Genomic DNA, 26087 nt, shown 5'->3' on the forward strand with positions numbered 1-26087 from the left:
ATCAAGAGCGGCTCGCTTCGCATCGTGGTTACGGTCGGCAGCTACAAAGTTGCGTAGATACCCATGCCGCGATAGCGGTGTTTCAGCCTCTGAATTTTTGACGGGTTCATTGCCATCGAGGTCGAATCGTTGCACCGCCCCTCCCACATTGTGTTCTTTTTGTCTCAGGTGCCCATGTTTTCCGGGGTCACTATCTGCGGTGGTATATGCACCCGATGCCGCACAGGATCGAAGCCTTCGTCATTCAGCAACTGCACCAGCAGTTGCACCAGCGCCGCCGCCGTCTGCCGCGGCTGCGAGTCCATTACCACATCGATCAAGCCGCGGCTCAACGCCTGGCGTGACAGTTCGGTCGACTCCTGCAGAATGCAGCACAGCGCCGGGCGCTTGGGCAGTTGGGCCAGGGCGTTGATCACGCCGTCGCCACCACCGCCTACCACGCATAATCCACGCAAATCGGTATGGCGGCTGAGCAGGTCCAGGGTGGCTTCCTCGGTGATGTCGCAGTTGTCCAGGTTGATCAGCGGCTCCAATGGCTTGAGCCCCGGCGCGTGTTCGGCCAGGTAGCTGTGCAAGCCTTCGACCCGTGCTTGATGCCCGAGAAAACGATGGCCGCCCAACAGGATGCCCACGCTGCCTTTGCGTGCGCCGCAGGTGTGTGCCAGCAGCCAGCCCATGGTGCGCCCGACCACGTGGTTGTCCTGGCCCACATAGGGTTCGAGGGCCTGCTCATGGATATTCGACAGCAGCGCAACCACTGGTACGCCGGCTTCACGAATCTGCGCCAGGCAGGCGTTGATCAGCGGATGGGCGAAGCTGACCACCGCCAGGGCGTCGCACTGCACCGCCAGTTGCTCGATCTGCGCGACGATGGCATTCGGTGAACGGTCGTTGATGTAGTCGAACTGGCAGCTCAGGTTGGCGGTGGCGTGATGCTGCGCTGCATCGCTTATTGACTGGGCGAGGTTGGCATAGAAGGCCTGGGCGGTGCCCAGCAACAGCACGCCGAAACGGTAGGTGGGCCGCCGTTCGCGGATGCGCTGGCCGATCAGGCGCGCAGCAAAATAGCCCACCGCTTCGGCAGCCTGGAACACCTGTTCGGCCGTGCCGGGGTTGACCGGAGCGCGGGCGTTCAACACGCGGTCGACGGTGGCTACGCTGAGCCCCGCATGGGCGGCAACGGTGGCGATGGTTGGGCGTTTATGGTTGTGCATTGGCAGGCCCCTTGAGCGTCTTGATAGAAAACTATCAAGCTCCGCTGGGCCTGGATGATAGCTTGATAGGGAATGGATTCAAGGCCTTGAGGGTGATTTGGCTGCGCTCTATGGTTGGTTCCGCAAAGCACCTGAAACCCTACGCTTGCGGAGAACAATAACAATGCCTGAACCCACCGCTCACCGCGCCCGACGCGACTACAGCCTCACCGGGCCCGAAGCGGCCCGTGCCGCCGAAAAGGGTCTGGTCTCGGCCAACTGGTACCAGTCACCCATCTCGCGCAAACGCATGAAAGAACTGATGCAACGCCGCGATGGCCCGGCCTTGCTCGACACGGCCATCTGGGCTGCGACGCTGTTGGCCACAGGCTTTGGCGGCTATTGGTTCTGGGGCTCCTGGGCCTGCGTACCGTTTTTTCTCGCCTATGGTGTGCTCTACGGAACGGCGTCCAACCCGCGCTGGCACGAAACCGGCCACGGCACTGCGTTCAAGACCCGCTGGATGAACGATGCGTTGTACCAGGTGGCGAGCTTCATGTGCCTGTTCGAACCTCACGTGTGGCGCTGGAGCCATGCCCGTCATCACACCGACACCATCGTCGTCGGCCGCGACCCGGAGATCGTCGAGCCGCGCCCGCCGAGCCTGTGGATGATGGCCCTCAGCCTGTTCAATCTGCCCCTGGCCTGGAAGACCTTCAGCGGCGTAGCCCGCCATGCGCTCGGGCGCATGAGTGCCCAGGAGCAAGACTTCATCCCTGAATCCGAATGGCCCAAGGTATTCCGTGCCGCACGTATATGGATTGGGATTTATGCGCTGATCATCGGCGCCGCGTTGTACCTGCACAGCTGGCTACCGCTGATGCTGGTGGGCTTGCCCAGTCTCTATGGTGCCTGGCTCGGCTACCTGTTCGGCCTCAGCCAGCATGTGGGCCTGGCCGAAGATGTGCTCGACCACCGCAGCAACTGCCGCACCATCTACATGAACCGGGTGCTGCGCTTTATCTACATGAACATGAACTACCACCTCGAACACCACATGTACCCGATGGTGCCTTACCACGCGCTCAGTCAACTGCACGAAGAGATCCGCAGCGACTGCCCACCGCCGTATGTCAACCTGTGGGAGGCCTACCAGGAAATCATTCCGACTATTTGGCGCCAGCGCAGCGACCCCAGCTATTTCGTCCAACGCCCGACCCGTGGCGAGGGAGCTTGCTCGCCCCACAGTAAAAGCCAGTCATTGGAGATAAATGCATGAACGATCAATGGATCGACGTCTGCGCCGTGGGCGAAATGGAAGCAGAAGACGTGCTGCGCTTCGACCACGGTATTCACACCTACGCGGTGTACCGCTCGGCCGAGGATGAATTCTTCGCCACCGCCGGCCTGTGCACCCACGAGAAAATCCACCTGGCGGACGGCCTGGTGATGGACCATGTGATCGAGTGCCCAAAGCACAACGGGCGCTTCGATTACCGTTCCGGCCAAGCCCTGGGCGCGCCGGTGTGCGTCAACCTCAAGACCTACCCGGTGCGGGTCGAAGCGGGGCGGGTACTGCTCGCTGTCACGGCCGGATGATGAACCAGACCCTGATCATCGTCGGCGCTGGTCATGCCGGTGGACGTGCGGCACTGACCTTGCGTGAAGAAGGTTACAGCGGGCGCCTGATCCTGATCGGCGATGAAGCGCACTTGCCCTACGAACGCCCACCGTTGTCCAAAGGCGTGCTGCAAGGCTCGACGGACCTGGCGGAATGCAGCCTGTGCGACAGTGCACGGTTGGCTGCGCTTGGCATTGAGCATATCGCCGGCAACCCCGCCAGCCGTTTGGAGCCGCAGCATCATCGGCTGCAACTGGCTGACGGCCAATGGTTGACCTATGCCGGCCTGCTGCTGGCCACCGGAGGCCGGGCGCGACGCTTGCCCCAGGAGCAGGCCAACGTGTTCTACCTGCGCACCCATGATGAAGCGTTGGCCTTGCGCAATGAATTAAAGCCAGGCGCCAGGTTGGTGGTGGTCGGCGGGGGCTTTATCGGCCTGGAGGTGGCCGCTACGGCGCGGGGCCTGGGCTGCGAGGTCACGGTGCTGGAAGCGGGGCCGCGGCTGGCCGCCCGGGCGCTGCCGCCAATGATCAGTGAAGCGCTGTTGGCGCTGCATCGTCAGCAGGGTGTGGACGTGCACTTGAACGTTGCCCTGGAGTGCGTCCACGCCGACGCCGTGCAACTGGTCGATGGGCAACGGGTGCCCTGTGACCTGGTGGCGGTCGGTATTGGTATGCAACCCAACATTGAGCTGGCAGCGGCGGGAGGGCTGGAAGTAGGGCAGGGCATTCGGGTCGACGCGTGCCTGCGTACCAGCGCACCGGATATTTACGCGGCGGGGGATGTCTGTGAGTTTCGTCTCGGCGGCGTCTATCAGCGTCAGGAAACCTGGCGCAACGCCGAGGCCCAGGGGCGTCACGCTGCGTTGAATCTGTTGGGCAAAGAACTGCCGTTCGAGAGGGTCCCGGGTTTCTGGTCCGACCAATTCGACTGGGGTTTGCATTCCGTCGGGGCGATGACTGCGCGGTCGGTCAGCCGTGCGTTGCCCGACGGTGGCCTGCTGCTGTTTTGCCTAGACACCAACGCCCGATTGCAAGGCGCTTTCGGCTGGGCTCCGGGCAACCGCGCCGCCAGGGACATCAAGCTGTGCGAGCGCTTGATCACTGCAAGCATTGCGCTTGACGTGGCGAGCCTGGCAGATGCCGATACGTCCCTCAAACACCTGCTGCGAGGTTGAGATGCACCAACTCCTGGTATTCCAATCACTATGGGCCATGCAAACCGAGCCCGGCAGCCAAGAAGCGCAACTGGACCGCATCGTCGCCGCCGGTTTTGACGGCATCACCGACCATTACTGGACGCCGGCCGCAGTCTCGCGCTTGTACGCTGCCGCCACGGCCAGAGGCTTGCAGATCGAAGGTCAACTGTTCCCGCAATCGGTGGATGATCTGGCCAGGGCATTGGAAGTGATCGGCCGCTACGGTTGTCACCACCTCACCCTGCAAGCCGATGTGCGCCCGCGTACCCAGGCCGAGGCGGTCAGGCTGATCGAAGGCTGGCAGCGCCTGGCCGAACAGGTGGACTTCCCGATCCTGCTGGAAACCCACCGTTATCGACTGACCAACGACCTGTTGTTCACCCTCGACCTGCTGGCGCAAATGCCCGACCTGAAACTGCTCGCGGACCTGTCCCACTACGCGGTTGGCCGCGAGTTGCCCGAGCCCGGCAGTGTGGAAGACGACGAGCAGATACGCACGATCCTGCGCCATAGCTGGGGCTTTCATGGCCGCGTCGCCAGCAGTGAGCAGGTGCAGGTTGGCCTGGATTTTCCTCAGCACCAGCCTTGGGTCGAGCGCTTTACCGGCTGGTGGCGCTATGGGATCGACGACTGGCTGACCCGTGCCGACGCGCCCCAGAGCCTGCCCTTCACCTGCGAACTGGGCCCGCCACCCTATGCGATCACCGATGCAATGGGGCGAGAACTCACTGATCGCTGGGCCGAGGCGCTCAAGATGAAGGCGCTGATTCGCCAGGTGTGGGCCAGTTGTCACGGCTGATCTGCTAACCTGCGTCGGTTCAAACCGACCTTAGCCTATGGATCTGCCTGATGAAAACCTGCCCTGTCCAGCCACCTCTCGAACCGCAGTCCGTGTGCCACCCGATCACCAGCAGCGCGATTTTCATGGTCGCCACCCTGGCCCCCGATGCAGTTGAAAACGTGCGTGCCTGGTGCGCCGACATCGCAGGCCTTGTGCGCTCGGTGGGCAAGCGCGTGCCGTCGGGCAACCTGACCTGCGTCTGCGGCTTTGGCTCGGATGCGTGGGACCGGCTGTTCGGCGCGCCTCGCCCGGCGTCGCTGCATCCGTTCCGCGAATTCGGTGTAGAAGGGCGCAAGGCGGTGTCGACCCCGGGCGATATCCTCCTGCATATCCGCGCCGAGCAGATGGACCTGTGTTTCGAGCTGGCGACCCAATTGATGGCTGCCTTGGGCGATAGCGTCAAGGTGGTGGATGAGGTCCAGGGTTTCCGCTATTTCGATATGCGCAGCATCATCGGTTTTGTCGACGGTACCGAAAATCCGGTAGGGCGCAAGGCCGAAAGATTCACCCTGGTCGGTGACGAAGACCCTCAGTTCGAGGGCGGCAGCTACGTAGTGGTGCAGAAATACCTGCACAACATGAGCGCCTGGAACGGCTTGACGGTAGAAGCCCAGGAGAAGGTAATCGGGCGCACCAAACTGGCAGATATCGAACTGGACGAAGAAACCAAGCCGAGCAACTCCCACAGCGCCTTGACCGTCATCACTGACGAGAACGGTGAGGAAGTGAAGATCCTGCGCGACAACATGCCCTTCGGCCGCCCCGGTGCCGGCGAGTTCGGCACCTATTTCATCGGCTACGCACGCTCGCCGCAGCCTCTGGAGCAGATGCTGGAAAACATGTTCGTTGGCCGCCCGGTCGGCAACTATGACCGCTTGCTCGACTTCAGTACCGCCGTGACTGGCGGCCTGTTTTTCGTGCCCTCGGCCGACCTGCTCGAAGCGCTGGCCGACCGCGAACCGGCGGCTTAACTCAACAACCCGCTGCTGACCGCCACAATCAGGAAGATCCCCAGCAGCGCACGGTAGATCACGAACGGCCAGGTGGAGAAGCGCTCCAGGAACTTCATCAGGCCCCAGATCGCAAAGAACGCCGAGATGCTCGCCACCACCAGGCCGAAGATCAAGTGCGGCCAGGCGTGGGCAGGGAGGTCGGCGCGCAGCAGCACCCACAGTTCTTTCAAACCGGCCAGGGCAATGGCCGGCAGGCCCAGCAGGAAAGAAAAGCGCGCCGCTTCCTCACGTTTGAAATTCAGGAACAGCGCTGCGGTCAGCGTGGAGCCCGAACGCGACACCCCAGGAATCAACGCGCCGATCTGCGCCACCCCCACGATCAGCGCATCGCGCAAGCGCATTTGGCTTACGTCGCGGGTATGGCGGGCGCGCACTTCGGCCAGTGCCAGCAACACCGCCATCACCACGCAGGAAATGCCGATCACCATCAGCCCGCGCAATGGCGAGTTGCATGCATTCAGGGTCGAAGACAGCGCCAACCCGGCAATGCCAATCGGGATAGTCGCCAGCACGATCGCCACCGCCAGTTTGAACCACCGATCGTTATAGTCGCCCCGGCGCACCGCACTGATACTGCCGGTGGTGACCTGGCGCACATCCCGCCAGAAGTAACTGACCACTGCCGCCAGCGCGGCCAATTGCATGGCCGCCGAAAACGCCGAGCCCGGGTCTTGCCAGCCGAGCAGGGCGGGCACCACGCGCATATGGGCGGTGGACGACACCGGCAGCAATTCGGTGATGCCCTGGATTACCCCCAGGATGAAAATTTGCAGGTAATCCAGGGAGGCAAAGCCCACATCCAGGCCGGCGGTACAGACGTTGGTCACAATACGTGTCCTTGAGCGAAAGGTGGAAACCGGCGAAGTTTATTCTAAATGTTTCAGGAATTTGGCCAGGGCAACCGCTATTTGCATTTGGTTCAGCCAATAGAAAGGATTCGACAAGCCATTGGCGTGGCAGGCACTTTTGTGAACAATGGCGCCCTGCGTTTTTCCACCGAGAGCCCCATGCCTGAAACCACCGTTGAATTGATCCAGACCGGCCCTGAAGACGCCGAGCTGATTCGCAATCTATACCAGTACTACGCCTACGAGTCTTCCGATTGGGAACAGGAAGATGTCGAGGCCGATGGCCGTTTCTATATCCATGACGAACACCTGGCCCGCTATTGGCAAGACCCGCAGTGGAGCGCCAACCTGTTGCTGGTCGATGGCTATATCGCTGGTTTCCTGTTGATCGAGGGCAGCGAATTGCCCGGTATCGAGGCCCTGGAACTGGCCGACCTGTTCATCCTCAAGCGTTATCGGCGCAAAGGTATCGGCCGCGCCATTGCCAGCCAGGTACTGTGCAGCGGCGAGGCCAATTGGCTGGTGCGTTTCTATGATCAGGACGAAGTGTCCCAGGCGTTCTGGCGTACCGTGCTGGATACCCTGCCGCGCCCGGTGCAGACGATTGAACTGGAGGATGATCCGCAGCTGGTGAGCTACCTGATTACGCGGGTTTCGCTGCACTGACGGGCGGGTTGTGCTGAGGTTAAAGGCTTGCACACCGTAACTGATGCCCCGAGATCAAAATGTGGGAGGGGGCTTGCTCCCGATAGCGGTGGGCCAGTCACCTGATATTGCGGCTGACCCACCGCCATCGGGATCAAGCCCCCTCCCACAGATCGAACGCCAACAACTCGGCTACGCCCCTAGCCTGGATTGAACAACACCTGCTGCATCGCCTGGGGCGGCTGCCCGAATGCACGGAGGAACGCCTGGCGCATGCGTTCGCGATCACCAAACCCGGTTTCGCGGGCCACTACTTCCACCGGGTGACGGCTGGTTTCCATCATCGCCCGCGCCGCTTCCACCCGCAGGGCTTCGATGGCCTTGGCCGGGGTTTGCCCGGTTTCTTCGCGAAACACTCGGCTGAACTGGCGCGGGCTGAGCCGGGCGACTTCGGCCAAGGCTTCTACCGATAAATCATGGGTTAGGTTTTCACGCGCATAGGCCAGGGCCAGTTGCACGCGGTCGGATTTGGGGTCCAGTTCCAGCAAGGTTGAGAGTTGCGATTGCTCGCTGCCGCGGCGCTGGGCTATCACCAGCTTGCGTGCGATGCGGCGCGCAAGGTCGCTGCCCAGGTCGTTCTCCACCATCGCCAGTGCCAGGTCGACCCCGGCGCTCATGCCGGCACCGGTCCACACCTGGCCGTCCACCACGAACAACTTGTCTTCTTCCAGGCGAATATCCGGGTAGCGCTTGCGAAACGCCGGCGCGTGGATCCAGTGGGTGGTGGTGCGTTTGCCGGCGAGCAGGCCCGCTTCTGCCAGCACAAAGATGCCCATGCATAACGAGGCCACCCGGCGCGACTGTGCTGATGCTGCCTTGACCAGTTCCAGCAGGTTGGCCTCCGGCAGGCGAAACTCCAGGTAGCCGCTGACGATCAGAGTGTCATAACCCTCTGGGCGGATGGCGTTGGTATTGACTGAAAAGCCCTGGGAGGTCATCACCGCGCCGCCGCTTTCCGATACCAGGTGAAACTCATAGGCCGGCTCGCCGCGCAGCAGGTTGGCGCACTCGAACACCGAGCCCAGGCTAAGGCTCAACGACTGGAAATTCGGGTAAACCATCAGCGCAACGCTGTGCATTGCATCTCTCCAAGGGGCAGGGGAGAGGGGATTGTCGGCGTGTACCGGGCAAACGGCAACCGACTTTGGCGCATGTCCGGAATCCTTGCGGATATGACATTGTGAGTGGTTGCCTCGCTGCCTAACATGGCCCCAACGAACTAGACGACTGGTCTAATCGCACGGAGGCAAGCATGAGCAACGCAAGCAGCAGTGCACGGCAAGCGATTCTTGAACGTGCGCAATCCATCGTCGGTGCCAAGGGATTTTCCGCGGTGGGCTTGAACGAAATCCTGCACGCCGCACAAGTGCCCAAGGGCTCGTTCTATCACTACTTCAACTCCAAGGATGCGTTTGGCGTGGTGTTGCTCGATACCTATTTCGATCAGTACGTCGAAGGTATGCAGCAGCTGTTGGATCAGCCGGGTTTAACCCATCACGCCAAGTTGATGCGCTATTGGCAAGGCTGGATCGACAACCACACTGGCTGCACCGATACCGGCAAGTGCCTGGCCGTCAAGTTGGGGGCTGAAGTCTCTGACCTGTCAGAGCCGATGCGATTGGCGTTGCAGCGCGGTACTTCGCGCACCATCGAGTTACTCGCGCTGGCCCTGGAGCGCGGGGTCGAAGACGGCTCGCTCAGGTTCGAGCACGCTCCGCACAGCCTTGCCAAGCGCTTGTATGCGCTGTGGCTGGGAACCAGCGTCATGGGCAAGATCACCCGTACCACTGCGCCGTTCTGCGAGGCGCTGCTGCTGACCCAACAGTTGTTGGGCGGCCCTGAAAACCCTGCTACTCACATCGATCGAGGCACTGGAAAATGAAAGTATTAATGGTACTGACCTCTCACGACCAGCTTGGCGATACCGGGCGCAAGACTGGCTTCTGGCTCGAAGAGTTTGCCGCCCCTTATTACGCGTTCAAGGACGCTGGCGCCGATGTGGTGCTGGCTTCCCCGGCCGGCGGCCAGCCGCCGTTGGACCCGAAGAGCGATGAACCGGATGCGCAAACCGAGCAGACAGCGCGCTTCGCCGCAGACCCGGCTGCGCAGCAGGCCCTGGCTACCACGGTGAAGCTGGAAACGGTCAACACCGCCGACTTCGACACCGTGTTCTACCCTGGCGGCCACGGCCCGCTGTGGGACCTGGCGGAGTCACCGGTGTCCATCGCGTTGATCGAGGCGTTCGAACGGGCCGGCAAACCCATCGGATTTGTCTGCCATGCACCGGGTGCCTTGCGCCACGTCAAGGCAGTCAACGGTGAGCCGTTGATCAAGGGCCGCCGTGTGACCGGGTTCTCCAACTCTGAGGAAGCCGCGGTGCAATTGACCGATGTTGTGCCGTTCCTGATTGAAGATGAATTCAAAAAACTGGGCGGCAAGTATGAGAAGGGCGCCGACTGGCAATCCTTTGTGATTGTCGATGGCTTGCTGGTCACTGGGCAGAACCCGGGCAGCTCCAGCGAAGTGGCCAAGGCCCTGCTGACACTCAGCGCTTAAGTTAATAAACCGAGGTACGCGCTGGCGACTCCCAGGAGTCGCCAGGGTTTTCGTTCGTTCTGAATTTGGAATATCCCCATGCCTGACTGCATTTTGAACACCCCGATAAAGCTGGGGCATCATCGCTTGAACAATCGCGTTGTGCTGCCGCCGCTGACACGCCAGCGCAGCGCCCAGCCGGGCAATATCGCCACCGACCTGATGGCCGAATATTACCGCCAGCGTGCCAGTGCCGGCTTCATGGTCAGCGAGGGTACGCAGATCGAGCCGCGCGGCCAGGGCTACGCATGGACGCCGGGCATCCATACACCGGCGCAGATCGAGGGTTGGCGCAAGGTTACCGCAGCGGTACATGCCGAGGGTGGGGTGATCTTTGCCCAGCTATGGCACGTGGGGCGGGTGTCCCATAACGCCTTGCAACCTGGCGGCGCCGCACCGGTGGGGCCGTCTGCACTGCCGGCGCTGCAAGCCAAAGCCTTTATTGAAACCGGTCCGGGTGTGGGTGAGCTGGTGCAGCCACCCGTACCTCGTGCGTTGAGCACGCTGGAAATCGACGAGTTGGTCGGGCACTACGCCCAGGCTGCTCGCAATGCCCTGGACGCCGGGTTCGATGGTGTGGAAATCCATGCGGCCAACGGCTATTTGGTCAACCAGTTCATCTCGGCCCACTCCAACATCCGTGAGGATGAGTACGGCGGTTCGCTGGACAATCGCCTGCGCTTGCTGCGCGAGATTGTCGAGGCGGTGTGCAAGGTGGTGGGGCCGCAGCGCCTGGGCGTGCGCTTTTCGCCGCTGTTCAGCGGCACCGATCAGGATCGGGTCTACATTGGCCTGGTGGAAGAGGACCCGCACCGTACCTATATCGAAGCGATCAAAGTGCTGGAAGCGTCGGGCATCGCCTATGTTTCCATCGCCGAAGCCGACTGGGATAACGCGCCGGACCTGCCTGAAACATTCCGCCAGGCCGTGCGCCGCACCTTCAGCGGCAGGATCATCTACGCCGGCCGCTACACCGCCGAGCGCGGTACACGGCTGGTAGAGGCAGGGCTGGCGGACCTGATCGCCTTCGGACGGCCGTTCATTGCCAACCCAGACCTGCCCCAGCGGATTTTCAATGGCTGGCCATTGAATGCGTTGAAGGCAGAGGGCTTGTATGGGGGGACTCAGGCGGGGTATGTGGATTATCCGGTGTATGCCGAACCGGAGTGACACACGCCCCTCCCACATTTGTGCCGAGTACCGTCAAACTTGGCCGGTCGCCAAGGATTGAGGAAAGCGCCTCACTCCACCCGCAACACAATCTTGCCAATGTGATCCCCACCTTCCATGCGCGCATGGGCCTGGGCGGCGTCGGTGTATGCATAGACCTTGTCGATGATCGGCGGGCAGCGCCCGGCGCTGAGCACCGGCCACACGTAGTCGCGTAGCTGTTCGGCAATCGCGGCCTTTTCTTCGCGGGTGCGGGCGCGCAGCAGGGAGCCGGTGATCACCGCGCGTTTGGCGAGGATGGTCAGCAGGTCGACGTCATGAGCCTTGCCGCCACCGAGGAAGCCGAGCATCACCAGGTGACCGTCCATGCCCAGGGCCTTGAGGTTGTTGTTCAGGTACGAGGCACCCATGATGTCGAGAATCACATCGACGCCTTTGCCATCGGTCTGTTGGGCAATGACCTCGGCAAACTCCTGTTCGCGGTAGTTGATCGGTTCGGCGCCCAGCTTGGCAATCGCGGCACATTTGTCTGCGCTGCCGGCGGTGGCGAATGCCTGGATACCGAACTCCTGGCAGAGCATCAATGCGGTGGTGCCGATGCCGCTGGTGCCGCCGTGGATCAAGGCGCGCTGGCCTTTATGGGCACCGCCGAGGCCGAACAGGTTGGCCCAGACCGTGAAGAAGGTTTCCGGCACGGCGGCGGCCTGAATCCAGTCCATGCCCGCCGGGACCGGCAGCGCCTGGCTGGCCGGCACCGCACAAAACTGCGCATAGCCACCGCCATTGGTCAGGGCACACACCTTGTCGCCCAGGCTGTATTCAGTCACGCCAGTGCCCAGCGCCACCACTTCACCGGCCACTTCCAGCCCGGGAATCGGGCTCATGCCGGGTTTCATCGGGTATTTGCCGGCGCGTTGCAGCGCGTCTGGGCGGTTGACCCCGGCGGCGTGCACGCGAATCAGAATCTCGCCTGGCCCGGCCACTGGCACGTCGGCGCGCCGTGGCTGCAAGACGTCGGGGCCGCCAGGCGTGGTGATTTCGATCAGGGTCATTTCTTGGGGGAGCGTCATGGAAAAGTTCCTGTAGCGATGAGCGTATGGGTTGGGACCGTAGCGCGGGGTCGGCAGTTCAGCAAGATCATGCCGGGTTCTTTCGGCAATGCAACGGCCTGGGGCAACCGCAGGATTTCAGCACAAGCCTGCAAGTGCGTCGGCGCGGCTTTGGACACACTGGCCGTCGATCATTATTGACGGACACAGGTGGCGTATGAACGAAGCGAGAAATCAGGATACCGGACTGTTGTTCCTGCGGGTCAGCGGGGCGGTGTTCCTGTTGTGTGTGCATGGGTTGCCCAAGCTGCTCAACTACGGCGAACAGTTGAAGCTGATCGAAGACCCGTTTCACCTGGGGGGCCAGGTTACCTTGCTGCTGGCGATCTTTGCCGAGGTGCTGTGCCCATTGCTGATCATTGCGGGCGTGCTGGTGCGCCTGGCGTGCGTGCCGATCCTGGCGGTGCTGGTCATCGCTTTGCTGGTGGTGCATCCAGAGTGGACGCTGTGGGAGGGGCAGTTCGGCTGGCTGCTGTTGATCATCTTTACCAGCATCCTCATTGCCGGGCCGGGGCGGCTGGTAGTGGTTCAGCGCTTTGCCTGAGCAAAAAAAGGCCGGGCGAACCCGGCCAAACAAGGAGAGGAGGTTGCAAGCGGTTCAGCGGCTGAGGAACGCCAACAGGTCTTCATTGAGCTGCTGGGTGTGGGTCGCGGCAAACCCGTGGGGTGCATCCTTGTAGACCTTCAGTTGCGCGCCGTTGATCATTTCGGCAGCCACCTTGCCGGTGGTTTCGAACGGCACGATCTGGTCGCCGTCGCCATGGATCACCAGGGTCGGCACGTCGATTTTGGCCATGTCCGGGCGGAAGTCGGTTTCGGAGAAGGCGCTGACGCAATCCACGGTCGACTTGAGCGAGGCAAGCATCGCGATCTGCAGGGTCTGGCTGAGCACACCCTCCGAGACTTGCTGGCCCTTGTTGATACCGAAGAACGGCGTATTGAAATCGCTGATGAATTGGGCGCGATCCTTCAACAGGCCGGCCTTGATGCCATCGAACACCTCGGTGGGGACGCCTTGGGGATAGTCGGGTTGCTGGCCGAAGATCGGCGTCACGGCACCCAGCAACACCAGGCCGGCGACACGAGCGCTGCCATGGCGGGCGATGTAGCGCGCCACATCACCGCCACCCATGGAAAAGCCCACCAGGGTCACGTCCTTCAGGTCCAGGTGTTCGATCAACTGCGCAATGTCGTCAGCGAAGGTGTCGTAGTCGTTACCGGTCCAGGGTTGGTCCGAGCGGCCAAAGCCACGGCGGTCGAACGCGATAGTGCGAAAGCCGCGGCTGCTCAGGTACTCCATCTGGTATTCCCACATGTCGGCATCCAGCGGCCAGCCGTGGCTGAACAGCACGGGCTTGCCGCTGCCCCAGTCCTTGAAGTAGATCTGGGTACCGTCTTTGGCAACGAAGGTGCTCATCTGAATCTCCTTGCTTGAGTTAAAAAAGCGCTGAAAAAACCGTATCACTATTGCCGTTAACCTGAGCCCAGGCTTGTATGGGTGTGCTCGCCTGAGGTTACCAACTGAACTTGAGTTCCATGCCCAGGTAGTTGCTGTCGTGCCCACCGGCATCACGCAGGGTCTGGCCAGCCGCGTAGTGCACGGCCTCGATTGCACCGCTGAGGTTGGAGGTAAACGCGTAGTCGGTGCGCACTTGGCCATAGGCGCCGGTCCAGCGTTGACCCTGGCCAGCCGTTCCGGCGACGGCGAGGTTGGGTTGGGTATAAACCGCGTCCGCGGTGGTCTGCCGCCACAACAGGCCGACAGCGGTTTGCACGCTCAGCTTGGCGATGGGTTTGACGGTGATTGATGGTTTGACGTGGATCAGGTTGCTGTAGCCCGTATAACCGGCCAGGGAAAAGTAGTAGCCGTTGGGGAACAGCGGGTTGAAGGTGCCGACGCGGCCATCACCGCGCTTGCGGTCACCGGAGGCGACATCCACTTGCAGGCCGAGGCGCGGTGTCCAGGCCAGCGTGTCGAAGGTGTAGCCGGTACGGCTGCCGCCGGCCCAGGCGCGGATCGCCTGGCTGCCCACCGACCCCTTTTGCAGCATGGCTTCGATATCCCAGTCGAAGCCCCGGGCCGCGCCGCCCAGGCGTACGTCGAGCAACTGGCGGGTCTCGTTGCCGTCGGCATCCAGGTAATGGGCGGCACGGCGCTCGTAGACGCCGTAATAGGCCGACAACTCATTGCTGCCGCCCACCAGCCGCTCGACCCGCAGCATGTGGAAGCGCGCGTCACGATTGGATTTGTCGTCAAAGTGCCGGCCATCCTGGTATTGCACCGGTTGGCTGGCGATCCCGATAAAACGCCACTGGGGCGTTTCCCAGTCGGCCCACAGCGCGTCGAAGGACTGGCGCACATTCGGGCCATCGCGCGACGAAATAAAGCGCTGCAAATCGAAGGCAAAGTCCTGGCGACCCGCCCGAGCCTTAAAGGTGCCGGCGCTGAAGGTCTTCACGTATTCGGCAAAGGCCAGGCGCAGGTCTACGCGGTTCTGGTCGGCGCCGCCGATGGTGGTTTTGTCATAGGCCCGTACATCTTCCAACTGGGTGAACAGCCGCCAGTGTTCGTTGAGGTGCAAGTCGGCGTGCACCTGAAAACGCTGGATCAGGTAGCGATCACGCGCTACATCGCGCACGCCGAAGCCGCTGGCGTCGTTCATCTCGAAGCGTTCGCGCAACGTCGCACCCATGGACAGGTAGGTGAACGGGTTGGCGGCGGACAGCGGGATGTACTTGAGGTTGTCCAACGGTTGCGTGCGCAATGCCGGATCCTTGAGCACAGACCAGTCTTCCTGCCAGCGATTGGCCTTGATGGCCGGGCGGGTCGGTTGATTGTCGGCATGTACGCTGCCCACCACCAGCGGCCACAGCACGGCCAGGCCCCAGCCTGTACGACGGATCATTTCGCCGCGATGAGTTGGTGAATTTCCGCGACGTAACCGCCCGGGAATTGCACCAATGCGCTGCGACGGCCTTTGCTGGCGAAGCTCGGCACCAGTACGGTAGCGCCCGAGCCCGTGGCTTTGGCCAGGGTGGCCGTCAGGTCGGCTACCTCATAGCCGGTGGTTTCATGGCCAAAGGGGTAGGGCAGTTGGCCGTTGGTCACCAGCACCGCCATACGCCCAAAGGGCGACGTGATTTCGACGCGTCGGTAAGTGCCGCCAGCCTGGCCCACCTCCACAGCAGGTGCGTGCTTGTCATCGGCTACCACTTTGCCGTGGGAGAAGCCAAGGAACGCCTTGATAAAGCGGTCGGCGCGATCGGCGCTGAGGTACACGCGGTTTTCCGGCACCGTCTGGAAGGCGGCGTAGTCGGGAGCCTTGGTGTGCCAATACAGCTGCATGTTCACGCCGCCCGGCCACTGCACCACCGCATCGCGGCCGATGGGATCGGGAAAATCGCTGACGATGACCGCAGCGCCGTTGTCCCGAGCTGCCTTCAGGGCCACGTCCATGTCCTTGACCAGATAACCATTGCGCTCCTGGCCGAAAGGATGGGGGATGGGCGTGGTGAAGCCGAACAGTGACACCGTGCCGGCCGGGGTCTGCAACAGTTGCGAAGTGGTGCTGCTCGGCACCGGCAGCACATTGACCACCACCTGGGGCGTGCTCTTGCCCCCGAACGTGGCCAGGAAACTCTGGGCAAAACCCTCTACATCAGCGGGTGCTACATACACATGGCTGGTGTCGTATTGCGGCGCCACAGCCACTACCGGCGTGGCCGCCCATGCGCTGCCCGCCATGGCCCCGGCCAGCAATGTCACGGCCAGGGTTACCGCCCTCACTTTTCTGTACATGCCTACTCTCCAGCGCTTTTAAGAAAGTCAAAAGCTTAGGGGGCGGGCGGTGACGCCGATTGTATGGGCGTGCTTGGTTGAACGGTTCAGCGTCAATGGCATTGCCCGCACCTGTTGCGGTTCGCTGATCGGCCGTATCCAGAAAGCCCGGGAGATGCTGGGTTCTGCGCCGAACAGAGGATTGTCCGGGATGTGGAAAAGATCGATATGCAGGGCATCAACGAGGCGTATAGCTTATCTTTAGCTGACCCACCGCTATCGGGATCAAGCTCCCTTCCACATGCACAGTGGGGTGTTCATTACAGTCGCGCCAGCCAGGAGGAGTCATGTCGACCGTTGTTCGTCTCGCCCAAGCAGCCGATGCCCAGGGCATCAGCCAGGTCATTCTGGCGGCCTTGCACAGCAGCAATGCACGGGATTATCCAGCAGATGTGATTGCTCGCGTCGCCACTCACTTCACGCCCGATGCGGTTCTGGAACTGCTCAACCGCCGTATTGTGCTGGTGGCTACCCAGGACCATTCAATCGTCGCCACCGCTGCCCTTGATGCCAACGTGGTGCGTTCGGTCTTCGTCAATCCCGAGCTGCAAGGGCAGGGTATCGGCCGTTTGTTGATGATCGAGATCGAACTGCGTGCCCGCGAAGCCGGGGTGACGGTGTTGAGTGTGCCGTCATCACTGACCGCCGAGCCGTTCTACAGCAAGCTGGGTTTTCACACCGTGCGCGATGTCTACCATGGCAACGAGCGCACGCTGGTCATGGAAAAGACCTTGCTGTCACGGCATCCCATCGGCCTCTACCGCGACCGGCAGCATCGCGCCCAAGTGATTGAGTTATGGCAGCAGGCGTTTGGCTATGACACCGCGCACAACCTGCCGAGCCTGGCGATTGACAAGAAGCTGGCGGTCAACGATGGGCTGTTCTTCGTGGCCACCGACAAGAAAACCGTGATTGGTACGATTCTCGCGGGCTATGACGGCCATCGTGGCTGGTTGTACTCGGTGGCGGTGCATGCCGACTATCGTCGCCATGGTTTGGGATCGTCGCTGGTGCGCCATGCCGAGCAGGCGTTGACGGCCTTGGGCTGCATGAAGATCAACCTGCAGATCACCGGCGGCAATGACGTTGTGGTGGGGTTTTATGAGGCGTTGGGGTATGGGGTGGAGCCGAGGATCAGTATGGGCAAGAAGATTGCAGAAAATATCAACGGTTGACGCGCATGACCGACGGCAACCTGGTCATGGCTGGTGAGCTTTATTTCTTCGCTTTTTTTCGTTTTTTTATGGCATAGGCTGTCATTTTGGCGAAAGCGTTGGCTACGTTCAGGTAAAGCGCCTTGTCATCGTTATCGTAGTCTCCATCGCCGTCGACGTCATCGGGTGCCGAGGCGGTATCGTAAATCCCGTCGTGCTTGCTGGATGACGCGTAAACGGCCCAATCAAGGTCGTTGTTAATGTAAGTTTCCATCACGATTTCTTTACTACCGTCATTCTCGAAATCTTCTGCGGACACACGTAATTCATAGATCGCCATGATGGGCTCCTGCTGGGTTTAGAAGGAGAGTTAACTTAGGTGTGCCGATTTTTACTGTCTACTGTCAATCTTCACAGGTGATTGCACATCCAGTAACCCACCGCATAAAAAAGGCCCATTCACCGACAGCGGTGAATGGGCCTTTTCTGAAGTGGCAGGTTCAGATCATTTTCAAACCTTGACGATCCAACCCGCGGGCGCTTCAACGTCACCGGTCTGCACACCGGTCAGTTCTTTGTAGAGCTTCTGGGTAACCGGGCCGACTTCGGTTTCGCTGTGGAACACGTGCATCTTACCGTTGTGCTGGATGCCGCCGATCGGTGAAATCACCGCAGCAGTACCGCAGGCGCCGGCTTCCTTGAACTGGTCCAGTTTGTCGATGAACACTTCGCCTTCGACCACGTCCAGGCCCAGGCGGGTCTGGGCCAGTTCCATCAGCGACAGGCGGGTGATGCCTGGCAGCACCGAAGGCGACTTCGGCGTGATGAACTGGTTGTCGTGGGTGATCCCGAAGAAGTTGGCCGAGCCGACTTCTTCGATTTTCGAGTGAGTCATCGGGTCCAGGTAGATCGCGTCGGCGAAGCCGGATTTCTTCGCTTCAGAGCCCGGCATCAGGCTGGCGGCGTAGTTGCCACCGACCTTGGCGGCACCGGTGCCTTGCGGCGCAGCGCGGTCGAAGGTGGAGATCTGGAAGTTATGTGGCACCAGGCCGCCTTTGAAGTAGGCCCCGACCGGGATAGCGAACACCGAGAAGATGAACTCCGGCGCAGAGCGTACGCCGATATTGTCACCGGTGCCGATCACGAACGGGCGCAGGTACAGCGCGCCGCCACTGCCATACGGCGGGATGAAGCGCTCGTTGGCCTTGACCACTTGTTTGCAGGCGTCGATGAAGTCTTCGGTCGACACATGCGGCATCAACAGGCGGGCACAGCTGCGTTGCATACGTGCAGCGTTCTGGTCCGGGCGGAACAGGTTGATCGAACCGTCCTTGCAGCGATAGGCCTTCAGGCCCTCGAAGCATTGCTGGCCATAGTGCAGGGCGGTGGAGCCCTCGCTGATGTGCAGCACGTTGTCGTCGGTCAGGGTGCCTTCCTGCCATTCGCCGTTTTTCCAGACCTGGAGAAACCGCTTGTCGGTCTTGATGTAGTCAAAACCCAGCTTGTCCCAATTGATGCTTTCGTTACCCATGACACCCTCTATCTCTGGTCAAGTCGGATTTTTTTCTGGATGGGAGCAACAATACTGCATTCTTGGCTTATGTGGGAGCGGGTGGGTGGACCATTGAGCCTTTGTACTGGCTGGTCCACCGTCATCGCGGGCAAGCCCGGCTCCCACATTTGACTGCATTCCAAATGTGGGAGCTGGCTTGCCTGCGATAGCGTCACCGCAGTTTCACAGATGCAAGGCGTGCCCCAGTGCCCGCAATGCCGCTTCCTGCACCGCCTCGCCAAGGGTCGGATGGGCGTGAATGGTGCCGGCCACATCCTCAAGGCGCGAGCCCATTTCCAGGCTCAGGCCGAACGCGGTAGACAGCTCGGACACCCCAGCCCCCACGGCTTGCCAACCGACAATCAGATGATTGTCACGCCGCGCCACCACCCGCACGAAACCGGCTTTGGACTCAAGCGTCATGGCCCGACCATTGGCGGCGAACGGGAAGCTCGACACGATGCAGTCCAGCCCGGCAGCCTTGGCCTCGTCCGGGGTCTTGCCGACCACCACCAGTTCCGGGTCGGTAAAGCACACCGCTGGAATCGCGGCCGGGTTGAATTCGCGGGTCTTGCCGCTGATCAGTTCGGCCACCATCTCGCCCTGGGCCATGGCCCGGTGCGCCAGCATCGGCTCGCCGCTGAGGTCGCCGATGGCGTACACATTGCGCATGCTCGTCTGGCAGCGGCTGTCGATCTTGATCGCCGCGCCGTTCATGTCCAGGTTCAGCGCTTCGAGGTTCCAGCCTTGGGTGTTGGGTTTGCGCCCAATGGCTACCAGCACCTGGTCGGTGTCCAGCGCCAAGGTGTCGCCATTGGGCGCACGCACTTGCAGCTTGTTGTCGGCAAAGCCGGTGACACTGTGCCCAAGGTACAGCTTCACCCCGAGTTTCTTCAGGGACTCGGCCACCGGTAAGGTCAGCTCGGCATCGTAGGCGGGCAGGATATGTTCCTGGGCCTCGACCACACTGACCTCGGCACCGAGCTTGCGATAGGCGATACCCAGTTCCAGGCCGATATAACCGCCGCCCACCACAATCAGGCGCTTGGGCACGCGGGTCGGTGCCAAGGCTTCGGTGGACGAGATGATCGGCCCACCAATCGGCAGCATCGGCAGGTTGACACTTTTCGAACCGGTGGCCAGCAGCAGGTGTTCGCACTGGATGCGCTGGTCGCCCACCTCGACAGTCTTGCCGTCGATAACCTTGGCCCAACCGTGAACGACCTGCACCTTGTGTTTTTTCAGCAGCGCGGCGACACCCGTGGTCAGGCGATCGACGATGCCGTCTTTCCATTCCACGCTTTTGCGGATGTCCAGGGTCGGCACATCCACTTCAATGCCCAGTTGTGAGCCCTGGCTGTGATGCACGGTCTGCTGGAACTGCTCGGCTACATGGATCAGCGCCTTGGACGGAATGCAGCCGATGTTCAGGCAGGTGCCGCCCAGTGCCTGGCCTTCCACCAGTATGGTGGGGATGCCCAGCTGGCCGGCGCGAATCGCCGCCACATAGCCGCCGGGGCCGCCGCCGATAATCAGCAGCGTGGTGTGCAATGTCTGAGTCATGCCCTTACTCCAGGAACAGGCTGGCGGGTTGTTCGAGCAGGCCGCGAATGGCCTGGATGAATTGCGCCGCGTCCATGCCGTCGACCACGCGGTGATCGAAGGAGCTGGAGAGGTTCATCATCTTGCGCACCACGATCTGGCCCTTGATCACCATGGGCCGTTCGACGATGCGGTTGACGCCAACGATGGCCACTTCCGGCAGGTTCAGCACCGGCGTGCTGACGATGCCGCCCAGGGCGCCCAGGCTGGTCAGGGTGATGGTCGAGCCGGACAGCTCTTCACGGCTGGCCTTGCCTGTGCGTGCGGCGTTGGCCAGGCGCACGATTTCTTCGGCAGTGCCCCACAGGCTGCGGGCCTCGGCGTGACGCACCACCGGTACCATCAGGCCCACGTCGCTTTGCGTGGCGACGCCCACATGTACCGCGCCGAGGCGGGTAATGACCTGGGCTTCGTCGTCGTAGCGAGCGTTGATCTGCGGGAAGTCGCGCAGCGCCACCACCATGGCCCGTACGATAAACGGCAGCAGGGTCAGCTTGCCGCGTGTCGCACCGTGCTTTTCGTTGAGGTGCACGCGCAACTCGTCGAGGGCGGTGACGTCGATTTCTTCCACGTAGCTGAAATGCGCGGCGCGCCGGGTGGCGTCCTGCATACGCTGGGCGATCTTGCGGCGCATACCGATCACCGGGATCTGGTGTTCATCATTGCGCTCGGCGTAAGGGTTGGCGGCGCTGGCGCTGGTGGCCGGCCCCTGGTGCAGGTACGCCTCCAGGTCTTCGTGCAGAATCCGGCCCGCAGGCCCTGTGCCATGGACCAGACGCAGTTGAATCCCGGCATCCAGCGCGTGCTTGCGCACGGCCGGGGAGGCCAAGGGGCGCTCACTGGCGTCGCGGGCCACGGGTGCTTGCGGCGCCTTCACGGCAGGCGCGGGTTTGCTTTCTACCGGTGCGGGTGCCGGTTTGGCTTCGGCCACGGGCGCGGTCTTCATCGGTTCGGCAGCCACCGGCACATCCTTGGTGTTGCCTGCGCCTTCCACTTCAATGCTGATCAAAATACTGCCCACCGCCATGACTTCACCCGGCTCGCCGCCCAGGGAAATCACCTTGCCGTGGACGGGCGAGGGAATATCCACCATCGCCTTGTCGGTCATCACATCCGCCAGCACCTGGTCTTCAACCACCAGGTCGCCGACCTTCACATGCCACACCGACAATTCAACTTCCGCGATGCCTTCGCCAATGTCCGGCATCTTGATAACGTGCGTGCCCATTCAGACCTCCATGACCCGTTTCAACGCCGCGCCCACTCGGGACGGCCCTGGGAAATACGCCCACTCCTGCGCGTGCGGGTAGGGCGTGTCCCAACCGGTGACGCGCTCGATCGGCGCTTCCAGGTGGTGGAAGCAGTGCTCTTGCACCAGCGATACCAGTTCGGCGCCAAAGCCGCAGGTGCGCGTGGCTTCATGCACCACCACGCAACGTCCGGTCTTTTTCACCGACTTGACGATGGTTTCCAAATCCAGCGGCCACAGGCTGCGCAGATCGATGACTTCGGCGTCGATGCCGGTTTCTTCGGCGGCAACTTGCGACACATACACGGTGGTGCCATAGGTCAGCACCGTCACAGCCGAACCTGGGCGCACGATGGCGGCCACGTCCAGGGGCACGGTGTAGTAACCGTCCGGAACCTGCGCTTGCGGGTGTTTTGACCACGGCGTTACCGGGCGATCGTGGTGGCCGTCGAACGGGCCGTTATACAGGCGCTTGGGTTCCAGGAAGATCACCGGGTCATCGTTCTCGATGGAGGCAATCAGCAGGCCCTTGGCGTCGTAGGGGTTGGATGGCATCACCGTGCGCAGGCCGCAGACCTGGGTGAACACCGCTTCGATACTCTGGCTGTGGGTCTGGCCGCCGTAGATGCCGCCGCCGCAGGGCATACGCATGGTCAAGGGCGCGGTGAACTGGCCGGCCGAGCGATAACGCAGGCGCGCCGCTTCGGAAATGATCTGGTCGGTGGCGGGGTAGACGTAGTCGGCGAACTGGATTTCCGCCACCGGGCGCAGGCCATACGCACCCATGCCCACGGCTACGCCGACGATGCCGCTTTCCGAGATCGGTGCGTCAAACACCCGTGAGCTGCCGTATTTGGTCTGCAAACCTTCGGTGCAACGGAATACGCCGCCGAAGTAGCCGACGTCCTGGCCGAACACCACCACGTTGTCGTCACGTTCGAGCATCACATCCATGGCCGAGCGCAGCGCCTGGATCATGGTCATGGTGGTGGTGGTCATGGCGGTTTCCAGTTCGATGCTGTTGTTGTGGTCGTTCATGTCACACCCCCAACTCTTGACGCTGGCGCTTCAAGTGCTCCGGCATCTCTTTATAGACGTCCTCGAACATGGTCGCGGCGCTTGGAATCTGGCCGCCGGCGAGGGTGCCGTACTGTTCGGCTTCCTTCTGCGCCTTGACCACTTCGGCTTCAAGTTCGGCACTGACCGCCGCATGTTCCTCTTCGGACCACTGGCCAATCTTGATCAGGTGCTGCTTGAGACGGGCAATCGGGTCGCCCAGGGGGAAGTGGCTCCAGTCGTCGGCTGGGCGGTATTTGGACGGATCATCGGAGGTGGAGTGCGGGCCGGCGCGGTAGGTGACCCACTCGATCAACGTTGGCCCAAGGTTGCGCCGTGCGCGTTCGGCAGCCCAGGCCGAGGCGGCATACACCGCGATAAAGTCATTGCCGTCTACCCGCAGGGAGGCGATGCCGCAGCCCACGCCGCGTCCGGCGAAAGTGGTGGCTTCACCGCCGGCGATGGCCTGGAAGGTGGAGATGGCCCATTGATTATTGACCACGTTGAGTATCACCGGCGCGCGGTAGACGTGGGCGAAGGTGAGGGCGGTGTGGAAGTCCGATTCAGCGGTGGCGCCGTCGCCGATCCAGGCCGAGGCGATCTTGGTATCGCCCTTGATCGCCGAAGCCATGCCCCAACCCACGCCCTGCACGAATTGGGTGGCGAGGTTGCCGGAAATGGTAAAGAAGCCCGCCTCTTTGACCGAGTACATGATCGGCAACTGGCGACCCTTGAGCGGGTCGCGCTCGTTGGACAGCAGTTGGCAGATCAGGTCTACCAGCGGCACGTCGCGGGCCATCAGAATGCTTTGCTGGCGATAGGTGGGGAAGCACATGTCGTCGATGTTCAAGGCCAGGGCCTGGGCGCTGCCGATGGCTTCTTCGCCAAGGCTTTGCATGTAGAACGACATTTTTTTCTGGCGCTGGGCGACCACCATGCGGTTGTCGAAGATGCGCGTCTTGAGCATGGCGCGCATGCCTTTGCGCATGATCTCGGTCGAAACACCCTCGGCCCACGGCCCGAGCGCCTGGCCCTGGTCGTCGAGCACGCGGATCAGGCCCTTGGCCAGGTCGGCGGTGTCGGCGGGTTCTACGTCGATGGCGGGTTTGCGTACCAGGCCGGCGTCGGTCAGACGCAGGTAGGTGAAGTCGGTCTTGCAGCCTGGACGGCCCGAAGGTTCGGGAACGTGCAGGCGCAGCGGTGCATACGGCTGGGTCATGGCTTTCTACGCTCTATCTTGTGAATTTCTTGTAGTGGGCGCGCTAGCTGACAGTCAGTCTTCGGGTAGAAGAAATCTTGTCCTACAACAATCATAGGCGTGGCGTAGAAGAATATTTATCTGTGTTTCATTGCGCTCACCGTCATTTGCGGATAAAAAAACTGCATAAACATAATAAACAGGTGATTTTGTCTCATGCGCAAACTGGACCGTACCGATATCGGCATTCTCAACGCCCTGCAGGAGAATGCCCGCATCACCAACGCCGACCTGGCCCGCTCGGTCAACCTGTCGCCCACGCCGTGTTTCAACCGGGTCAAGGCGATGGAAGAACTGGGCCTGATTCGTGAGCAGGTCACGTTGCTGGATGCTGACCTGCTGGGGCTGCACGTCAATGTGTTCATCCATGTAAGCCTGGAAAAGCAGAATGAGTTGGCGTTGCAGCAGTTCGAAGGGGCGATCTCGGACCGTCCCGAGGTGATGGAGTGCTACCTGATGGCGGGTGATCCGGATTATTTGATCCGCGTGCTGGTGCCGACGATCCAGTCGCTGGAGCGTTTCATGATGGACTTTTTGACCAAGGTGCCGGGGGTGGCAAACATTCGCTCCAGCTTTGCCTTGAAGCAGGTGCGCTACAAGACGGCGCTGCCGCTGCCAGCCAACGGCATCAGCCTGGGCAACTGACTCAACGCGGTAAAAATGTGGGAGGGTGCTTGCCCCGATGGCGGTGTGACAGTCAACTTATGTGTAGCTGATCCACTGCTATATCGGGAGCAAGCCCCCTCCCACATTTTTTTACTGTATTTCAAAGTTGGTTGAGGGGGATCTTCAGGTAGGTCACGCCGTTTTCTTCCGCCGGCGGCATATGCCCCGCCCGCACATTCACCTGGATCGCCGGCAGCAACAAGGTCGGCATTCCCAGCCCGGCATCACGCTGGGTACGCATCTCTACAAACGCCGCTTCATCCACGCCATCGTGCACATGAATATTCCCCGCCCTTTGTTCCGCCACAGTGGTCTGGCACTTGGCCTCACGCCCCTCAGGCGGATAGTCATGGCACACATACAGCTTGGTATCCGAGGGGAACGCCAACAGCTTGCGCATCGATGCGTACAACTGCCGCGCATCGCCGCCGGGGAAATCGCAGCGGGCGGTGCCGACGTCGGGCATGAACAGCGTGTCGCCCACCAGGATCAAGCGGCCGTCGATCAAGTAGGCCATGTCGGCAGGGGTGTGTCCCGGCACATGCAGGGCTTGGGCTTTCAAACCGCCGATATGAAAGACCTCATCCGGCGCAAACAGGTGATCGAACTGCGATCCGTCGACGCGAAATTCCGGCTCCAGGTTGAACAGGTTTTTGAACACACCCTGCACCTTGCTGATCGATTCGCCTATCGCGATCTTGCCGCCCAGGGTGCGACGCAGGTAGGGCGCGGCGGACAGATGATCGGCATGAGCGTGGGTTTCCAGCAACCACTGCACCTGCAAGCCATGCTCGCGCACGAACGCGATCACCTTGTCAGCCTGGGCGGTATCGGTACGCCCCGACGCCGGGTCGTAGTTGAGTACCGAGTCGACAATGGCACAGGGGCCGCCATCCGCTTCATAGACGATGTAGGTATAGGTCGACGATGCGTCATCCAGAAAGGCTTGAATCAACGCTGGCATGGCGGCTGTCCCCAATGAAGAAAAAAGTGGTTACAATCAGTTTACGTTTACACATAATGTTTTGAGCTTAAGTGACATAAAGGACCCGAAGCAAATGGAATCTACCTTGAGTGAGGGCGAAGTCGCCCAGTTGCGTGCGTCGGCGTCCAAGGCTTGTTCCTTGCTCAAGGCCCTGGCCAATGAAGACCGACTGTTGATCCTGTGCCAGTTGACCCAGGGCGAGCGCAACGTCGGCGAGCTGGAAGCCCTGACTGGCGTGCGCCAGCCCACGCTGTCACAACAGTTGGGCATCCTGCGCGATGAAGGGCTGGTCGCCACCCGCCGAGAAGGCAAATACATTTTCTACGGGCTGGCTAGCCATGAAGTGATTCAAGTGATGAAGACCCTGTCCGGGCTGTATTGCGGCGCGGTCATAAAAAGCTGGGCGTGACGCCATCCGGCAGCGACCCTTGTGT

Annotated in this window: 27 protein-coding genes; 13 read left to right on the forward strand and 14 right to left on the reverse strand. The window is 61.5% G+C overall.

Going from position 1 to position 26087, the window contains the following annotated elements; all coding sequences use genetic code 11:
- Positions 1-164 precede the first annotated feature (164 nt).
- Positions 165-1214 (reverse strand): LacI family DNA-binding transcriptional regulator, encoded by a 1050-nt coding sequence (locus tag E4O98_RS11380; protein WP_248135032.1) that lies wholly within the window; start codon positions 1212-1214, stop codon positions 165-167.
- 163 nt (positions 1215-1377) lie between these two features.
- On the opposite strand from E4O98_RS11380, the gene E4O98_RS11385 reads away from it, so the two are divergent.
- The 5 genes from E4O98_RS11385 to E4O98_RS11405 are packed head-to-tail and all read left to right on the forward strand — an operon-like array spanning position 1378 to position 5824.
- Positions 1378-2472, forward strand: coding sequence for a fatty acid desaturase family protein (locus E4O98_RS11385; RefSeq protein WP_248135035.1), 1095 nt, complete (start codon positions 1378-1380; stop codon positions 2470-2472).
- Positions 2469-2792, forward strand: coding sequence for a MocE family 2Fe-2S type ferredoxin (locus E4O98_RS11390; RefSeq protein WP_148853566.1), 324 nt, complete (start codon positions 2469-2471; stop codon positions 2790-2792). The genes E4O98_RS11385 and E4O98_RS11390 overlap by 4 nt, the downstream gene beginning before the upstream one ends.
- Positions 2792-3991, forward strand: coding sequence for an FAD-dependent oxidoreductase (locus E4O98_RS11395; protein WP_032880444.1), 1200 nt, complete (start codon positions 2792-2794; stop codon positions 3989-3991). Before E4O98_RS11390 ends, E4O98_RS11395 begins: the two co-directional genes overlap by 1 nt.
- Before the next feature lies 1 nt (position 3992).
- On the forward strand, positions 3993-4811 hold the full coding sequence (locus E4O98_RS11400) for a sugar phosphate isomerase/epimerase (protein WP_248135038.1): 819 nt from the start codon (positions 3993-3995) through the stop codon (positions 4809-4811).
- Between the two features lie 50 nt (positions 4812-4861).
- Positions 4862-5824 (forward strand): Dyp-type peroxidase, encoded by a 963-nt coding sequence (locus E4O98_RS11405; protein WP_032880448.1) that lies wholly within the window; start codon positions 4862-4864, stop codon positions 5822-5824.
- Here E4O98_RS11405 and E4O98_RS11410 read toward each other — a convergent pair.
- Entirely contained in the window at positions 5821-6693 is an 873-nt protein-coding gene (locus E4O98_RS11410; RefSeq protein WP_078821756.1) for an undecaprenyl-diphosphate phosphatase, read from the reverse strand. The two genes, E4O98_RS11405 and E4O98_RS11410, sit on opposite strands and share 4 nt — an antisense overlap.
- A gap of 48 nt (positions 6694-6741) precedes the next feature.
- Here E4O98_RS11410 and E4O98_RS11415 point away from each other — a divergent pair, with 48 nt between their 5' ends.
- A complete protein-coding gene (locus E4O98_RS11415; RefSeq protein WP_348984631.1) occupies positions 6742-7380 on the forward strand; it encodes a GNAT family N-acetyltransferase in 639 nt (212 codons plus the stop codon).
- A gap of 179 nt (positions 7381-7559) precedes the next feature.
- Here the strand turns inward: E4O98_RS11415 and E4O98_RS11420 are convergent, their stop codons facing one another.
- Positions 7560-8498, reverse strand: a complete 939-nt coding sequence (locus E4O98_RS11420) for a GlxA family transcriptional regulator (RefSeq protein ID WP_032880454.1) — start codon at positions 8496-8498, stop codon at positions 7560-7562.
- 173 nt (positions 8499-8671) lie between these two features.
- Here E4O98_RS11420 and E4O98_RS11425 point away from each other — a divergent pair, with 173 nt between their 5' ends.
- From E4O98_RS11425 to E4O98_RS11435, 3 genes are all read left to right on the forward strand, one after another.
- Positions 8672-9301 carry a TetR/AcrR family transcriptional regulator gene (locus tag E4O98_RS11425; RefSeq protein WP_032880456.1) on the forward strand — a complete coding sequence of 210 codons (630 nt, stop codon included), beginning with the start codon at positions 8672-8674 and terminating at the stop codon, positions 9299-9301.
- Complete coding sequence (locus tag E4O98_RS11430) at positions 9298-9975, forward strand: type 1 glutamine amidotransferase domain-containing protein (protein WP_032880459.1); 678 nt, start codon at positions 9298-9300, stop codon at positions 9973-9975. The genes E4O98_RS11425 and E4O98_RS11430 overlap by 4 nt, the downstream gene beginning before the upstream one ends.
- A 78-nt stretch (positions 9976-10053) precedes the next feature.
- Positions 10054-11184, forward strand: a complete 1131-nt coding sequence (locus E4O98_RS11435) for an alkene reductase (RefSeq protein ID WP_032880461.1) — start codon at positions 10054-10056, stop codon at positions 11182-11184.
- 71 nt (positions 11185-11255) lie between these two features.
- On the opposite strand, the gene E4O98_RS11440 is transcribed toward E4O98_RS11435, so the two are convergent.
- Positions 11256-12254, reverse strand: coding sequence for an NAD(P)H-quinone oxidoreductase (locus tag E4O98_RS11440; RefSeq protein WP_248135044.1), 999 nt, complete (start codon positions 12252-12254; stop codon positions 11256-11258).
- Between the two features lie 196 nt (positions 12255-12450).
- On the opposite strand from E4O98_RS11440, the gene E4O98_RS11445 reads away from it, so the two are divergent.
- A complete protein-coding gene (locus tag E4O98_RS11445; RefSeq protein WP_032880465.1) occupies positions 12451-12837 on the forward strand; it encodes a DoxX family protein in 387 nt (128 codons plus the stop codon).
- 54 nt (positions 12838-12891) lie between these two features.
- Here E4O98_RS11445 and E4O98_RS11450 read toward each other — a convergent pair whose 3' ends face one another.
- The 3 genes from E4O98_RS11450 to E4O98_RS11460 all read right to left on the reverse strand — a co-directional run bounded on the left by E4O98_RS11450 (position 12892) and on the right by E4O98_RS11460 (position 16092).
- Positions 12892-13710 (reverse strand): alpha/beta hydrolase, encoded by an 819-nt coding sequence (locus tag E4O98_RS11450; protein WP_005789458.1) that lies wholly within the window; start codon positions 13708-13710, stop codon positions 12892-12894.
- A 97-nt stretch (positions 13711-13807) separates the two neighbouring features.
- Positions 13808-15199 carry an alginate export family protein gene (locus E4O98_RS11455; RefSeq protein ID WP_148853563.1) on the reverse strand — a complete coding sequence of 464 codons (1392 nt, stop codon included), beginning with the start codon at positions 15197-15199 and terminating at the stop codon, positions 13808-13810.
- Positions 15196-16092: a hypothetical protein gene (locus tag E4O98_RS11460; RefSeq protein WP_032880472.1), complete on the reverse strand. Its 897-nt coding sequence runs from the start codon at positions 16090-16092 to the stop codon at positions 15196-15198. Before E4O98_RS11460 ends, E4O98_RS11455 begins: the two co-directional genes overlap by 4 nt.
- A gap of 326 nt (positions 16093-16418) precedes the next feature.
- Between E4O98_RS11460 and E4O98_RS11465 the strand changes: the two genes are divergently transcribed.
- Positions 16419-17306, forward strand: a complete 888-nt coding sequence (locus E4O98_RS11465) for a GNAT family acetyltransferase (protein ID WP_248135046.1) — start codon at positions 16419-16421, stop codon at positions 17304-17306.
- Positions 17307-17346: 40 nt separating this feature from the next.
- On the opposite strand, the gene E4O98_RS11470 is transcribed toward E4O98_RS11465, so the two are convergent.
- From E4O98_RS11470 to E4O98_RS11495, 6 genes are all read right to left on the reverse strand, one after another.
- Positions 17347-17625, reverse strand: coding sequence for a hypothetical protein (locus E4O98_RS11470; protein WP_050549410.1), 279 nt, complete (start codon positions 17623-17625; stop codon positions 17347-17349).
- A gap of 171 nt (positions 17626-17796) precedes the next feature.
- Entirely contained in the window at positions 17797-18816 is a 1020-nt protein-coding gene (locus E4O98_RS11475) for a branched-chain amino acid aminotransferase (protein WP_005789450.1), read from the reverse strand.
- 204 nt (positions 18817-19020) lie between these two features.
- Positions 19021-20400, reverse strand: coding sequence for a dihydrolipoyl dehydrogenase (gene lpdA, locus E4O98_RS11480; protein WP_248135049.1), 1380 nt, complete (start codon positions 20398-20400; stop codon positions 19021-19023).
- A 4-nt stretch (positions 20401-20404) separates the two neighbouring features.
- Positions 20405-21667 carry a dihydrolipoamide acetyltransferase family protein gene (locus E4O98_RS11485; protein ID WP_248135052.1) on the reverse strand — a complete coding sequence of 421 codons (1263 nt, stop codon included), beginning with the start codon at positions 21665-21667 and terminating at the stop codon, positions 20405-20407.
- Positions 21668-22726 (reverse strand): alpha-ketoacid dehydrogenase subunit beta, encoded by a 1059-nt coding sequence (locus tag E4O98_RS11490; RefSeq protein WP_005789444.1) that lies wholly within the window; start codon positions 22724-22726, stop codon positions 21668-21670. It lies immediately after the preceding gene.
- A gap of 1 nt (position 22727) precedes the next feature.
- On the reverse strand, positions 22728-23963 hold the full coding sequence (locus E4O98_RS11495; protein ID WP_005789442.1) for a 3-methyl-2-oxobutanoate dehydrogenase (2-methylpropanoyl-transferring) subunit alpha: 1236 nt from the start codon (positions 23961-23963) through the stop codon (positions 22728-22730).
- Between the two features lie 195 nt (positions 23964-24158).
- Between E4O98_RS11495 and bkdR the strand changes: the two genes are divergently transcribed.
- Positions 24159-24647, forward strand: a complete 489-nt coding sequence (gene bkdR / locus E4O98_RS11500; RefSeq protein ID WP_005789440.1) for a Bkd operon transcriptional regulator BkdR — start codon at positions 24159-24161, stop codon at positions 24645-24647.
- A gap of 121 nt (positions 24648-24768) precedes the next feature.
- Here bkdR and E4O98_RS11505 read toward each other — a convergent pair whose 3' ends face one another.
- Entirely contained in the window at positions 24769-25632 is an 864-nt protein-coding gene (locus tag E4O98_RS11505) for an MBL fold metallo-hydrolase (protein WP_032880479.1), read from the reverse strand.
- Positions 25633-25726: 94 nt separating this feature from the next.
- Between E4O98_RS11505 and E4O98_RS11510 the strand changes: the two genes are divergently transcribed.
- On the forward strand, positions 25727-26062 hold the full coding sequence (locus E4O98_RS11510; protein ID WP_005789341.1) for a metalloregulator ArsR/SmtB family transcription factor: 336 nt from the start codon (positions 25727-25729) through the stop codon (positions 26060-26062).
- Positions 26063-26087: the final 25 nt, after the last annotated feature.

The organism is Pseudomonas sp. W2Jun17 (assembly GCF_023127795.1).
GTDB lineage: Bacteria > Pseudomonadota > Gammaproteobacteria > Pseudomonadales > Pseudomonadaceae > Aquipseudomonas > Aquipseudomonas synxantha_A.